Genomic DNA, 13,710 nt, shown 5'->3' with positions numbered 1-13,710 from the left:
AGCGACACGTCGTTGCCCAGCGTTTCCCCAAAGCCACCGGGCTCGACGAAATCGCGCTGCATGTCGATGATCACCAGCGCGGTATGCGCCAGCTCGAAATCAAAGGGGAAGGGTTGGGCATCGATCAACATGGGTACTTGGGTTTAAAGAGAACGTTCGTCCGGAGTGAAATTTCCCAGTCCAGAGATGCCGTGGAACCGGCTTCGCCGGGCCACTGGCATCGCCCCCTTGAGGGGGTGACGCCGAAGGCGGCGCGGGGGTGATTTCAATGGCCGCCTCCGCCCATGTGGGCGCCCAGTGTCTGTCTATCGGCACCAGCGCCAGGCGTCTCGAACACGATGCGCCCCTCGCTCATCACCACGATACGGTCGGCCAGTTCCAGCAGTTCGTCCAGGTCTTCGCTGATGAGCAGCACGGCGCCGCCCTGGTCGCGCACGCCGCGCAGGCGGGTGTGGATTTCCTTGACGGCGGCGAAGTCCAGGCCGAACACCGGGTTGGCCGCGATCAGCACATTGATGTCGCCGTGCAGCTCGCGCGCCAGCACGGCACGCTGCACATTGCCGCCCGAGAGGCTGCGGATGGGTGCGTTTTCGCCCTGGGTCTTGATGCCGTAGGCGGTGATCCATTCGCGCGCCCGGCTGCGCCACTGGCCGAATCGCAGGCGGCCTGCGCTGCACAGCGGGGCGCGGTCGAAATCGCGCAGGGCCATGTTTTCGGCCACCGACAGCTCGCCCACGCAGGCATTGCGCAGCGGTTCTTCGGGCAGGCTGCGCACCTTGAGCGCGTGGTTCTCTTCGCGCCGGGCCGCGTAGGGCTGGCCTTGCACTGTCACGGTGCCGGCCGCCCGTGCGCGCTGGCCCACCAGGGCCTCCACCAGTTCGCGCTGGCCGTTGCCTGAAACACCGGCCACGCCCAGGATCTCGCCGGCACTCACCGCCAGGCTCAGGTCTTGCACCGCCAGCGCGCCGCGGTCGCCCATCACTTTCAGGCCGTTCACCACCAGCGAAGCGGTGGCTGAAGCACTGGTGGCGCCAGCCGCTCTTGCGGCGCTGCTCTCGCTGGCAGCAGCAGAATCGCCCACCATGGCCTGTGCCAGCAAGGCGGGTGTGGTACCGGCCACAGCGCAGTGGTGCACCGCCTGCCCGCGCCGCAGCACGGTCACGTCGTCGGCGTAGGCCATCACTTCGCGGAACTTGTGCGTGATGATGAGCACGGTGCACTGGCCGCTGCGCGCGAATTCGCGCACATGGCCCAGCACCTCATCGGCCTCCTGGGGGGTGAGCACCGAGGTGGGTTCGTCCAGGATCAGCAAGCGGGGTTTCAGGTAGAGCTGCTTGAGCAGTTCGAGCTTCTGCTTTTCGCCTGCGGCCAGCTCCTGTGGGCGCGCGTCCAGGTCAAGCTGGAAGGGCGTGGTTTTCAGGAACTGTGCCAGTTCGGCGCGCTGGCGTTTCCAGTCGATGACGGCCGGCGTCTTGCCACCGGCGAGCAACAGATTTTCAGCCACCGTCATGCCGGGCGCCAGGGTGAAATGCTGGTAGACCATGCCGATGCCCAGCGTGCGCGCCACCACCGGGTTGGGGATGGCCTGTTCGCGCCCGTCGACCAGAATGCTGCCCGAGGTGGGCCGCTGGAAGCCCGCGACACACTTCACCAGCGTGCTCTTGCCGGCACCGTTTTCGCCCAGGAGGGCGTGCACCGTGCCGGGTGCCACCTTCATGCTCACGCCCTGCAGCGCCTGGAAGCTACCGAAGCGCATGCCCATCTCGTAGGTGTCCAGCGCCAGTGCGCCGGTGTGCGTCGGCAGGCCGCCGATAGGGGCTTTTTCTTCGTTCATGCAATGCTTTCCAGCACGGAGGTGGAGGTGGCATGTGCACCGAACACGCCGCCTTGCATGGTGATCATCTTCAGCGCGGCCGCGTGGTTTCCCTTGTCGGTGGCGGCGGTGCAGTCCGAAAGCAGCAGGCATTCGAAACCGCGGTCGTTGGCGTCGCGCATGGTGGTGTGCACGCACACGTCGGTGGTGATGCCGGTGAGGATCAGGTTGCTGATGCCACGCGTGCGCAGCAGCAGCTCCAGGTCCGTGGCGTAGAACGAGCCCTTGCCCGGCTTGTCAATGATGGCTTCACCCGGCAGGGGGGCGAGTTCCGGGATGATCTCCCAGCCCGGTTCGCCGCGCACCAGAATGCGCCCGCAGGGTCCGTCGTCGCCAATTCCCACGCCGTCGGTGCCGATCTGGCGCGAACGCCAGCGCTTGTTGGCCGGCAGGTCGGAGAGGTCGGTCCGGTGGCCTTCGCGGGTGTGAATGAGGGTGTAGCCGCCTTTGCGCATTTCAGCCATAAGCGTCTGCAAAGGTGCGATGGGTGCACGCGTGAGCGAGATGTCGTAACCCATCTTGTCCACGTAACCGCCCACGCCGCAGAAGTCGGTCTGCATGTCGATGACGATCAGCGCGGTGTTCTCCGGCCGCAGATCGCCGTTGTAGGGCCAGGCGTAGGGGTTGGCTTCGATGAAGCGTTCCATGATCTCAGGCCACCTTTTTGATCGGCAACACGGCAGCGTCAGGCACCAGCGGATGCGCCTCGGGACCCTTATAGCTGCGCGTGGGCGCGTCGAATCCGCAGGGTGTGCCGTCGGTCACGTCCACCTTCCACGGCAACTCGTAAGTGCCGGCGGCCATGTCGTGCATGTAGGTGTATGGGCAGTCTTGTGCGCCACCCTTCACCGCCACATAGCCCCGGTGGTAGAGCTGGTAAATGTTGTTCTCCACGCCCCAGCCCTGGCGCGCTTCGCGCACCAGATCGAGCCGCAGTTCCGCGGTGATGATTTCGTCGACGCGCCCGCCGCCCTCGGCGATCACGGTGCCGTCGAAGCTGCAGAACATGCCCTCGCCCATGGAGTCGAAGCTGCCGTCGCTGCCGCACAGGCACACGCTGGCGGTGATGGCCAGGTTCTGGAAAGCGTTGGCCTGGTTGGTGATCTTCCAGGCGTGTCGGATGGGGGCGGTGTAGCCGGCGGTGCGCAGGATGATTTCCGCGCCCTTGTACGCGGCCTCGCGGGCCATTTCAGGGAACATGCCGTCGTGGCAGATGATGAGAGAGAGCTTGCTGCCGTTGGGACCAATGCACACCGGCACGCCCAGGTTGCCTGGCTCCCAGGGTTCCACCGGCACCCAGGGGTGCAGCTTGCGGTAGTACAGCTTGATGGCACCGGTGTTGTCGATGATGAGCCCGCTGTTGTACGGGTTGCCGCCTGGGTTGGCTTCCATGATGGAGAAGCAGCCCCAGATGGAATGGTCCACGCAGGCCTGCTTGAAAGCGGCTACCTCTGGACCGTCGAGCGAAACCATGAGTTCGGGCGCCGTGCTCATGGACAGGCCGTGCAGCGCGTATTCCGGAAACACCACCAGGTCCATGGTGCCCTGGTTGCGCCGCGCCTTGGCCACCATGTCGCAGATACGTTGGGTCTGTGTCGCCAGTTGCGCGGGCGTTTCCACCACCGGCAACTGCAACTGCACCAGGCCCACGACCACGCCGTGTTTCGATTTGTTGAGACCGCCCAATCCGCTCATGTGTTGACTCCTATCTTGTCGAGGAAAGTTCGCCGGGACTGCCTGGCACCACTACACCGGGCCGGCAGGTGATCACAAGAATCAGCAGCGTGAGCACATACGGCACGATGTTGAACAGGTGGTAGCCCCAGCCGATGCCGACCGATTGCAGCGCCGGGCCGATGGCGCCCGCACCACCAAACAGCAGGGCAGCGCCCACGCAGCGCAACGGGCTCCAGCGCGCAAAGATCACCAGCGCCACCGCAATCAGGCCCTGGCCGCTGGAGATGCCTTCGTTCCAGCTGCCGGGGTAGAACAAGGTGAGCGAAGCGCCACCCAGACCAGCGATGAAGCCGCCGGCCATGGTGGCCGCGATGCGGATGCCGGACACCGAATAACCCAGCGCACGTGTGGCGTTGGCCGAGTCGCCCGCCATGCGCACCAGCAGGCCCAGGCGGGTGTTGGCAAATGCCCAGCCCATCACCAGTGCCACCACCACCCCGATGGGCAGTAGTGCATTGACTTCCAGCGCCGATCGCACCGCCGCCGAATCGCTCCAGCCGCCCAGCGAGAGTGCCGGCAATTGCGGCGCCTGCGGCTGGATCAGCGGCTTGCCCAGGTAGAACGCCAAGCCCATGCCCAGCAGCATGAGGGCGATACCGGTCGCGATGTCGTTCACACGCGGCAGTGAGCACAGCACGCCGTGCAACGCAGCCAGCAAGGCGCCCGCAGAGGCGCCGGCAAGCACGCCTATCCAGGGCGAACCGCTGAGGTAGGAGGCACCGAACGCCGTCATGGCGGAGAGCACCAGCACGCCCTCCAGGCCGAGGTTGATTCGGCCTGATTTTTCGGTCAGGCATTCGCCCAGGCTCACGAACAGGAAGGGCACGCCCACGCGAAGGGCTCCACCGACGATGCCAGAGAGGAAAATGATCAACTGGTCTGCGGTCATGTTTTTTCCCCCTGTGGCACAGGCTCCACCGGCTGGATGCGCGTGAGGCGCGCGAGCAGGGCCTTCCAGTCGGTGTCGCGCAGCGCTTCGCTTGCCAGAATCAGCACAAAGGCGATGCCCTGGAGCAGCAGCACGGAAGCGTCGGGCAGGCCCAGTCGGCGTTGCAGCAGGCTGCCAGCGGCACCGAAGCCACCGAAGATGATGGCCACCGGCACGACAGCCAGCGGGTTGTGCCGCGCAATGAACGACACGAGGATGCCCGCGTAGCCATAGCCGGCGATCAGGGCGGCGTTGGCACTGGTGTGCACGGCGGCCACTTCAATGGCCCCGGCCAGCCCGGCGGCCGCGCCACCCAGTGCGCAGGCCAGCACCACCAGCCGAGTGGCGGGCAGGCCCACCAGCTGCGCGGCGCGCGGGTTGCCCCCCACCACACGCACCGCAAAACCCGAAGGTGTGAGCCGCAGCCAAAGCCCCGCCACCACGCACACCACCACGCCGATCACCAGGCCCCAGTGAACGTCGGACCCGCCGATGGTGCCGATCAGCAGGCCCTCGTCCAGCGCAGGGGTGGACGGTTTGTTCAGGCTGGCCGGGTCGCGCAACGGCCCTTCCACAATGTGCTTGAACAGGCCGATGGCCACATAGGCCAGCAGCAGGCTGCTGATGGTTTCGTTGATGCCCCGGTACTGGCGAAGCCAGCCGGCCAACGCGATCCACAACCCGCCCGCCACCGCACCCGCCACACACACCGCCACCGTGCCGACCGCATTGGCCGGCAGCGGCACCGCGTGCGCCAGCGCCGCACAGGCCAGCCCGCCCAGCACCAGCGCACCCTCACCCCCGATCACGGTGAGCCCCGCTCGCGCCGGAATGGCCACGCACAAGGCCGTGAGCATCAGCGGCGCGGCGCGCTGCAGCGTGTTCTGCCACGAATACCAGTCGCCGAAAGCACCCTTGAACAACAGTACCCACACCTCCACCGGGTTCACGCCGGCGAACGACACGAACAGGCCAAACAGCAGCAGGGCCGCGAGAATGGCGCCGGTGGGCAGGGCGAAGTTGAGCGTGGCGTTGTTCATCGGGGTGATCACTCTGGCGAGCGGGCTTTTTTCATAGGCCACCGCGGAACCGGCTTTGCCGGGCCGCGGGTGGCGCCCCTTGAGGGGGAGGCGCCGAAGGCGCTTCGGTGGTGTTCTCTATATCTAGACGGAACCCTGGACGCCCTCAACCAGGTAGTTCATTTTTTCGAGCTCCAGATCCGTCTGCTTGAACGCCTTGCCCGCCGGGATGATGGTCGCCCCCTTGTTGTCCTTGAGCGGGCCCTTGAAGATGTCGAAGCTGCCGGCCATCATCTGGGCCTTGATGCCGTCGGCCTGCTTCTTGGCCGCATCGGTCACCATGGGGCCGTAGGCCGATGGTTTCACGAAGCCTTCTTTCAAGCCACCGCGCACGAAGTTCGGGTGCGGCTTGCCGCTGCGCGCGGCCTCCACAAAGGCGGTGTAGGCGGTGAGCCAGTTCCACTCGGCGCCGGTGAGGTAAGCCTGCGGTGCCAGCTTGGCCTGGCTGGCGTGGTAGCCGCACACCATCTTGCCGCGCTTGGCCGCGGTCTCCACGATCACCTTGGGACCGTCCACGTGCATGGTGAACACGTCCACGCCCTGGTCGGCCATGCTGTTGGTGGCTTCGGCTTCCTTGACAGGCATGGACCAGTCACCGGTGAAGATCACGTTGGTGGTGATGCTGGGGTCGACCGAGCGAGCGCCCATGGTGAAGGCGTTGATGTTTCGCAGCACCTGCGGAATCGGCTTGGCGGCGATGAAGCCGATCTTCTTGCTCTTGCTCATGTGCCCGGCGATCACGCCGTTGAGGTACTGGCATTCGTCGATGTAGCCAAAGAAGCTCGCGGTGTTCTTCGGGTGCTTGCCCTCGGTCCACATGCCGCCGCAGTGGGCGAAACGGGCCTTGTCGAACTTGCCGGCCACGGCCAGCATGTGCGGGTCAAAGTAGCCGAAGGAAGTCGGAAACACCAGTTCGGCGCCGTCCTGCGCGATCATGCCGGTCATGCTGCGCTGCACAGCGGCGGTCTCGGGCACGTTCTCTTCCTCCACCACTTTCACGCCGGCCATCTTCTTCAGCATGGCCGCCGCTTCGGCGTGCGCCTGGTTGTACCCGTAGTCATCGCGCGGGCCCACATAGATCACACCCACCGTGATGGGCTTCTGTGCGAACGCCAGCGGGCTGGAGGCTACAGCGCCGAGTGCGGCCAGTGTCTTGAGGGTGTCGCGGCGGTTGGAGAGGAAGTGGCTCATGGAAAGGCTCCTGGAGGTGGGTGGAGGGGACGGAAAACGGAATCAGGCAAGAAGACTGACGTGGGCGGAGACCACGCGCCAGCCATCGGGCGTGCGCAACCACGTCTGGCTCTGGCGGCCAGTGCGGTCGCTGCCGGCGCGCACGAACTCGGTGTTGGCGGTGGCGAAGTCGCAGCCGTAGGTGGTGATGACGGTTCGACCCAGAGTGCGGGTGAGACCGGCGGAAGGGCGGCTGGCGCGAAATTCGCAGATCGCGTCATAGCCGTAGAGGTTCTCGGTGGCGCCATAGCGCAGCGTGTGCGGGCTGTTCCAGAACAGTTCGTCGAGAACGGCGACATCGTTGGTGACCAGCGCCACTTCGTAGCGCTCGAAGGCAGCGGTCACCTCTGCCAGCACCTCGGGCAGGTTGATTTCAGTTTCTTTGATCACAGATGGGTTTCCTTCACTTGGGCAATTCCCGAGGTTGCCAACACCTGTGCTACCCGCAGTGCCAGGTCTTCGCGCCAGGGGGCTGCGATCAACTGCACACCAATCGGCAGGCCGCCCGTACCTGATGGCCACAGCGGCGCGGCCACCACCGGGCAACCAGCGAACGAGATGGGCTGGGTGAGCAGGCCCATGGAGGGCCGGCAGGGAAAGCGGGCGCCGTTGATCTCGATCCATTCGGTACCGATGGGCGTGGCGGCCACCGGCGTGGCAGGCGCCAGCAGAACGTCCCAGTCGCGGAACAGCGCATTGACCTTGTCGCGGTAGAGGCGGCGGAAGCGCTGCGCGCGTGCGTACCATGTGGCGGGTTGCAGCGCTCCCGAAATCAGTCGGTCTACCGACAGAGGTTCGTAGTCGGCCGCCTGGGTGCGCAGCGCCGGCAGGTGCAGGCTTCCACCTTCGCTGGCGGTGACGATGAAGGCGGCTGCGCGAGCCTGCGCTGCGTCGGGCCATTCGATGCCTTGACGGACTGTGGTGTGTGCAGCCAGCGCTTCTGCAGCCAGTGTCGCGACTTGCTGCGCCGGCGCCGTGGCGTGTTCGGTGAAATAGCCACCCAGCACCCCGATGCGAAGGCCTTTGATGCCCTGGCCCAGTGAGGGGGACACGGGTTCGGCGGCGGTGGCAAAGCAGCCTGGGTCCAGCGGGTCAGGGCCCTGAAGAGCATCGTAGGCCAGGGCCAGGCCGGCCAGGTCGCTGGCAAACGGGCCCAGATGGTCGATGCTGTGCACAAAGGGAAAGCTGCCGCGTCGCGACAGGCGCCCGAACGTGGGCTTGAGCCCCCACACGCCGCACAGCGATGAAGGCACACGGATGGAGCCGTTGGTGTCGGAGCCCAGCGTGAGAGGCACCTGGCCAGCGGCCACCGCCGCGCCCGAACCACCGGAGGAACCGCCAGCCACGCATTCCAGGTTGTGCGGGTTGCGGGTGGGGCCGTAGTGGGTGTTCTCGGTGGTGAATCCGTAGGCGTATTCGTCCATGTTGAGCGAGCCCACCAGCACTGCACCAGCGGCCTGCAAGCGCTGCACCAGCACCGCATCGGTGGTGGCCGTCGGGTGGCTTCGGTTCACCCTGGAGCCGGCCAGTGTCACGTCACCAGCGATGTCGAACAGGTTCTTCACTGCGAACGGCACACCGGCCAATGGGCCGAGCGGTTCGCCGCGTGCGCGTTGTGCATCCACCCGCTGCGCCTGTGCGCGGGCGGCGTCGAAGCGGGTGCCGGTGAAGGCGTTGACGCGCGCCTCGGTGGCTTCGATGCGGGCGATGCAGGCTTCCAGCACGTAAGTGGCGCTGCGCTCGCCGCTGGCGACGGCCTGGGCTGTCTGGGAAAGTGAAGGCATGGACATGGGCGGGCCTCCGGTCAGCGCGGCCGGTCGAACGGAGCAGGGTGGAACAGTTCGGCCGGTTCGTCGTGCGGTGCCAGCGGAAAGGCGTCGAGCACAGCGGCGATGCCGGCGGTGCGCTGCAGGTGCACGGCGACGCGAGCCGCCTGCTCGTCGTTCAGCGGAAGGTTCACTGCCACAGCGGCGGCCTGCACATAGGCCAGGGTTTGTGCGTCATTCATCGCTGGCCTTCTTACCGCCGGACTTCGCGCTGGAACACTTCCAGGCTGCGCTTCTTCGCAGCGATGAAGCTGGGCTCCGACAGCGTGGCCACGGTGCGCGGGCGTGGGTCGTCGTAGGGCAGGATTTCGGCGATCTTGGTGGGCCGCTTGGTGAGGAGAAGCACCTGATCGGCCAGGTAGACGGCTTCTTCCAGATCGTGTGAGACCAGCATCATGGTGGTGCCGGTCTGCATGAACACTTCCTGCAGCTTTTCGCGGATGAACAGTGTCATCTCGAAGTCCAGTGCAGAGAACGGCTCGTCGAGGAACAGCACCTCCGGGTTGGGTGCGAGTGCGCGCATGATGGACGCCGTCTGCTGCTGCCCGCCCGAAAGTTCGTAGGGGTAGCGGTTGAGGTCGAACTTCACATCGAACGAAGCCACCAGTTCCGCCATGCGCCGATCGACCTCGGCCTTGCTCTTGCCTTCGAGCTTGAGCGGGTAGGCGATGTTGTCGATGGTGCGCATCCACGGAAACATGGCTTCGCGGTAGTTCTGGAACACGTAGCCGATCTTGGTGTCCTTCAGGCTTTTGCCATCGAACAGGATCTCGCCCGAATCAATGGGCACCAGGCCCGCGATCATGTTGATCAGCGTGCTCTTGCCGCAGCCGTTCGGCCCGAAGACGGACACGATCTTGTGCTTGGGGATGTCGAGGTCGAAGTTTTCGTACAGCGGCCAGCCCGCGAAGTACTTGGTGAGACCGCGGATGGTGATGTGTGTGCCGGCCGGGCCGGGTTTGAATTCCGGCACCGGTACATCGGCGATCACGGGTGCATTCAGGACAACGGACATAGAAGCTCCAGTCGGAGGGAGAGACCAGGGATGCTGCGGAACCGGCTTTGCCGGGTCGCTGGCATCGCCCCGCTGATGGGGTCGCGCGTTGCGCGGCGGGGATGTTTCATTACCTTCCACTCCAGTGAACAATCTTGCGTTCGATCAGCAGAAAGAAGACGTTCAGCGCGTACCCAAGCGCACCAGCCGCGAGGATGGACGCATACATGTCCTTCACGTTCATCACCTGCTGCGAATTGATGATGCGGTTGCCCAGGCCGCTGTCGGCACCGATGAACATCTCTGCCACGATCACGATCACCAGCGCCATGGACACGGCGGAGCGCAGGCCCACGAAGCTGGGCTGCAGGCTTTCCCAGATCAGCACGTCCTTGAACACCTGCCAACGTGTGGCGCCCATCACCTTGGCCGCCATCACGCGCTGCTTGCGCGCGTTGATCACGCCGTAGGCGCTGTTGAAGATCACGATCAGCAGGGCGCCGAAGGCAGCGATGGCGACCTTGTTGATGTCGCTCACGCCGAAGATCATGAGGAACAGTGGAATCAGTGCGGAGGAGGGCGTGGAGCGGAAGAAGTCGATCAGGAATTCCACGCTGCGGTAGGCCTTTTCGTTGCTGCCCAGGAGCACACCCAGCGGCATGCCCACAAGGCCCGCGATCATGAAGGCCTGCACCGTGCGCCACACTGTCACCAGAAAGTCGTTCAACAGCGGTCCACCGGCCAGGCCGGAGAACAACGCACCCAGGGCATCCATGGGCAGGGGCAGCAATATGGGCTTGATGAAGCCCAGGCGCACGACCAGATCCCAGATGATGAAGAGTGCGACCGGGCCCACGAAGGGCAGGGCCCGCCCCCAGTCGGCCTTGCGAGGTGCAGAAGACGCATCGCTGGATGCCGGTGGAACCCAGGCGTTGGGTGCGCTTTGGGTGGTATTCGGTGTGGTCATGTGTTTCAACTTGGTTGTTCGATGTCGCCGGAGCACCACTCATGTCGCATGAAACCGTTCAGTCCAGGGGCACCGCCGGGCCGGCTTTGCCGGACGGCCAGTGCCGCCCCCTTGAGGGGGAGACGCGAAGCGGCGCGGGGGTGGTTCAGGTTCAGCCCTTGTAGAGCATGGAGTCGACCATCAGGCGCTTGTTGAAGATGCCTTTGTCCGAAAACAGGTCGAAGAACTTCTGGAAGTGCGCGACGTCCGCCGGGGTGAATTCGTTGTACATGGTGTATGCCGCCAGTGGCACTTCGCTGGTGAGCGCACCTTCGATGGGCGTGTAGGTTTTGAGGAACTGGCGTGCCTCGGTGGCCTTGCTGCGCACATAGGCCACGCCCTTGCCATAGGCGGCGATGAACTTCCTGGCTTCTTCCGGGTGCTTGGTGATGAAGGTGCTCGTGAGCGAAGCCGAGCCGCCAAACCAGGGCGCCTTGGGATCACCCAACACATAGTGCGAGATCACGCCGGCTTCCAGCACGCGGCTGGTGCCGTTCAGGCGGCCGATGGTCCCGGTGGGTTCCAGGGTGTAGGCGCCGTCGATCTGACCGGCAGCGAGGGCCGCCACATGCTGCCCGATGGGGAGTTCCACCACGGTGGCGCCGGTGGCGCCGCCGCGCTCCAGCACCGTTCTGGCCAGCGTCACGTTCTGGATGCCGGGGCCGGATGCGATGCGTTTGCCCTTGAGGTCGGCGATGGTTTTGGCCGGGCTGGCCACGGGCACGATGATCTCGTCGAGCACGTTGTCCACATTGCTCGGGTTGGAGCAGAAAATCTTGAAAGTGCCCGGCTGTGCCAGTTCGCCGATGGCGATGTTGGCCGAACCGGTACCGTTGGCGCTGCCATCACAGCGATCAGACAGCATGCCCTCCATGATCTGCTGGGCGCCAGCGAAGCGCAGCACTTCCACGTTCAGACCGGCTTCCTTGAAATAGCCGAGTTCCACCGCGGAATAGAACGGCAGTCCGGCCGCAATGGGCCAGTAGCCGATGCGGATCTTGGGTCCGGTCTGTGCGTGTAGCACAACGGGTGCACCCAGCAGGCCCAGTGCCGCACTGGCGGCACCCATCTGCAGCACGTTGCGCCGGCGGGGAGAAGCGGGTGTGGCGGCGGTCAGGGTTTGGATGGTTGGCTTCATGGAGAACTCCTGCAGGTTGAAAGAAACGGAAAAAACAATGGGAGCGTTTCAGGGAAACGCCAGTTGCTGCGGCGCGATCGATGCGATGTAAGCGCGCCAGCCGCCCAGCGGTGTGATGTCGGTGGCACCCTGCAGCGCCATTGGCTCGCACAGAAAACCTTGCACGCTACTGCCATCGGCCAGCTGCAGCGTGCCGATGGAAAGGGGTGAAGGCACCAGTGCAACGAAGCTGCCGTATTGCTCAATGGGCATGTCCCACACCTCGACCTCAATCGCTTCTCCATCCCCCGGCGCCACCCGCAGCAAGCCGGGCTTGGGCGGTGTGGTGTCGGGCAGGACGTAAAGCCGGTACAGCGCTGCTGTTTGTGTGCGGGCCACCAGCGTGGCGCCGCGTTCGGTGAGCTGACCATTGAGTGGCATGCCGGAGAGGTGCGCCCCCACCACCGCTACCCGCACGCTGGGCTCGGGTTCGGTTTGCATGCCCGGAATGACCTGCATGGGCGGCAGCGGCACACCTGTGGCACCTTGCGCAAGGCCTGTGGCGTGGTGGAAACGCTGCCCCAGTTCCGCCAGTTGCCAATCACTGCCACAGCGTCCGATCAGCGTGATACCAAAGGGCAATCCATCGGCGCGCAGGCTGCTGGGCACCGACAGGGCGGCGTAGTCGAGCAGGTTGACGAAGTTGGTGTAGGCGCCCAGGTTGCGGTTGAGCACCACCGGGTCGGCCTGCATGGCTTCGATGGTGTAGTGGGTGGGGGCCGTGGGCACCACCAGCAGGTCAATGCCCTTCCACATCTGAGCGGCCAGCTGCGCCAGGCCGGCGAGGCGGGTCTGTGCGGCAAACAGGTCGGCGGCGCTGTGGTCGCGGCCCGAGGTGAGGATGCCTCGCACCGGTTCGATCAGGGAGCCTTCCTGTGCATCCACAAAGTCGCGCACGGCGGCGTAGCGTGCCGATACCAGCGCGCTGCCATACAGCATGTCGGCGCATTCGGCCAGTGGGGTGTAGTCGATCGGAACGGCCTCACCACCCATGGCCTGCAACTGCTGCACGGCCTGGTCGAAGGCGGTGCTCGCGGCCGCGTCGCCAAAGAAGCTGAGCGTGTCGGGAACGCCAAAGCGGAACCGTTGACCGAATGGCACGCTGGCCATGGGTAGCGTGCGTGAGTATGGGTCGGCTGGGTCGTGCGCCATGACCACCGCCAGCACCTGGGCCGCGCGCGCCACCGTGGTGGTGAAGATGGACACGCAGTCCACCGACTGGGCGGCTGGCACCACACCGCGCGCGCTGATGAGGCCGCGCGATGGCTTCAGGCCCACGATGTTGTTCAGGCCGGCGGGCACGCGGCCCGAGCCTGCGGTGTCGGTGCCAAGGGCAAAGTCCACCTGGCCGGTGGCCACTGCGTAGGCCGAGCCCGAACTGGAGCCGCCCGATACATAGAGCGGGTTGATGGCGTTGGGCACCGCGCCATACGGTGAACGCGTGCCGCTCAGGCCACATGCGAACTGGTCGAGGTTGGTTTTGCCGACCAATGATGCACCAGCACCGAGCAGCAGTTGCACCGATTTGGCGTGCGCGGCGGGGGTGTAGACAAACGCCGGACAGGCGGCCGTCGTTGGCCAGCCGGCGACGTCGATGTTGTCCTTGACGGCAAATCGCAGGCCCACCAGCGGACCTTGACCAGCGCCAGCGAGCGAAATGTCAGGCTTGTGGATCCAGGCCTGGGGTGCCCGTCGCGCAGGAGGGCAGCGAAGCGTCTCAGGAGAGTTTGTTTCTTGCACCATGATTAAGCATTCCAACTTGGATACAAGATCACATGCAAGATGGGTGCCAGATCAATCCCCGTCCGGAAAGTGCGTCCAGCGCCCGGTTCGGCGGCAATGGCCCGTGCCGTTCAGTGG

The 13,710-nt window shown here is 65.2% G+C and carries 13 protein-coding genes and 1 pseudogene; all 14 read right to left on the bottom strand.

From position 1 onward, the window contains the following. Positions 1-131: pseudogene (locus Q7V46_RS04680) on the bottom strand (cysteine hydrolase); the annotation flags it as partial. 134 nt (positions 132-265) lie between these two features. Continuing rightward, positions 266-1,834 carry an ABC transporter ATP-binding protein gene (locus tag Q7V46_RS04675; protein ID WP_304912354.1) on the bottom strand — a complete coding sequence of 523 codons (1,569 nt, stop codon included), beginning with the start codon at positions 1,832-1,834 and terminating at the stop codon, positions 266-268. After that, positions 1,831-2,520: a cysteine hydrolase family protein gene (locus Q7V46_RS04670; RefSeq protein WP_304912353.1), complete on the bottom strand. Its 690-nt coding sequence runs from the start codon at positions 2,518-2,520 to the stop codon at positions 1,831-1,833. The genes Q7V46_RS04675 and Q7V46_RS04670 overlap by 4 nt, the downstream gene beginning before the upstream one ends. A 4-nt stretch (positions 2,521-2,524) precedes the next feature. Continuing rightward, positions 2,525-3,568 carry a formamidase gene (locus Q7V46_RS04665; RefSeq protein WP_304912352.1) on the bottom strand — a complete coding sequence of 348 codons (1,044 nt, stop codon included), beginning with the start codon at positions 3,566-3,568 and terminating at the stop codon, positions 2,525-2,527. 10 nt (positions 3,569-3,578) lie between these two features. Then, complete coding sequence (locus Q7V46_RS04660) at positions 3,579-4,499, bottom strand: ABC transporter permease (RefSeq protein WP_304912351.1); 921 nt, start codon at positions 4,497-4,499, stop codon at positions 3,579-3,581. Next, complete coding sequence (locus Q7V46_RS04655; protein WP_304912350.1) at positions 4,496-5,578, bottom strand: ABC transporter permease; 1,083 nt, start codon at positions 5,576-5,578, stop codon at positions 4,496-4,498. Before Q7V46_RS04655 ends, Q7V46_RS04660 begins: the two co-directional genes overlap by 4 nt. Before the next feature lie 123 nt (positions 5,579-5,701). Continuing rightward, complete coding sequence (locus Q7V46_RS04650) at positions 5,702-6,808, bottom strand: BMP family ABC transporter substrate-binding protein (RefSeq protein WP_304912349.1); 1,107 nt, start codon at positions 6,806-6,808, stop codon at positions 5,702-5,704. A 42-nt stretch (positions 6,809-6,850) separates the two neighbouring features. Continuing rightward, positions 6,851-7,237, bottom strand: coding sequence for an oxalurate catabolism protein HpxZ (hpxZ, locus tag Q7V46_RS04645; RefSeq protein ID WP_304912348.1), 387 nt, complete (start codon positions 7,235-7,237; stop codon positions 6,851-6,853). After that, complete coding sequence (locus tag Q7V46_RS04640; protein ID WP_304912347.1) at positions 7,234-8,637, bottom strand: AtzE family amidohydrolase; 1,404 nt, start codon at positions 8,635-8,637, stop codon at positions 7,234-7,236. The genes hpxZ and Q7V46_RS04640 overlap by 4 nt, the downstream gene beginning before the upstream one ends. 14 nt (positions 8,638-8,651) lie before the next feature. Next, on the bottom strand, positions 8,652-8,855 hold the full coding sequence (locus Q7V46_RS04635; RefSeq protein WP_304912346.1) for a DUF4089 domain-containing protein: 204 nt from the start codon (positions 8,853-8,855) through the stop codon (positions 8,652-8,654). Positions 8,856-8,866: 11 nt separating this feature from the next. Continuing rightward, positions 8,867-9,688, bottom strand: coding sequence for an ABC transporter ATP-binding protein (locus tag Q7V46_RS04630; protein ID WP_304912345.1), 822 nt, complete (start codon positions 9,686-9,688; stop codon positions 8,867-8,869). Between the two features lie 109 nt (positions 9,689-9,797). Continuing rightward, positions 9,798-10,634 carry an ABC transporter permease gene (locus Q7V46_RS04625; RefSeq protein WP_304912344.1) on the bottom strand — a complete coding sequence of 279 codons (837 nt, stop codon included), beginning with the start codon at positions 10,632-10,634 and terminating at the stop codon, positions 9,798-9,800. 151 nt (positions 10,635-10,785) lie between these two features. Continuing rightward, on the bottom strand, positions 10,786-11,742 hold the full coding sequence (locus Q7V46_RS04620; RefSeq protein ID WP_370690281.1) for an ABC transporter substrate-binding protein: 957 nt from the start codon (positions 11,740-11,742) through the stop codon (positions 10,786-10,788). A 117-nt stretch (positions 11,743-11,859) separates the two neighbouring features. Next, positions 11,860-13,593 (bottom strand): allophanate hydrolase, encoded by a 1,734-nt coding sequence (gene atzF, locus Q7V46_RS04615; protein WP_304912342.1) that lies wholly within the window; start codon positions 13,591-13,593, stop codon positions 11,860-11,862. Between the last annotated feature and the right edge of the window lie 117 nt (positions 13,594-13,710).

Origin of the sequence: Hydrogenophaga sp. (assembly GCF_030651625.1) — a bacterium.
Lineage (GTDB): Bacteria > Pseudomonadota > Gammaproteobacteria > Burkholderiales > Burkholderiaceae_C > Hydrogenophaga.
This window is presented reverse-complemented; position numbering and strand designations above follow the sequence as displayed.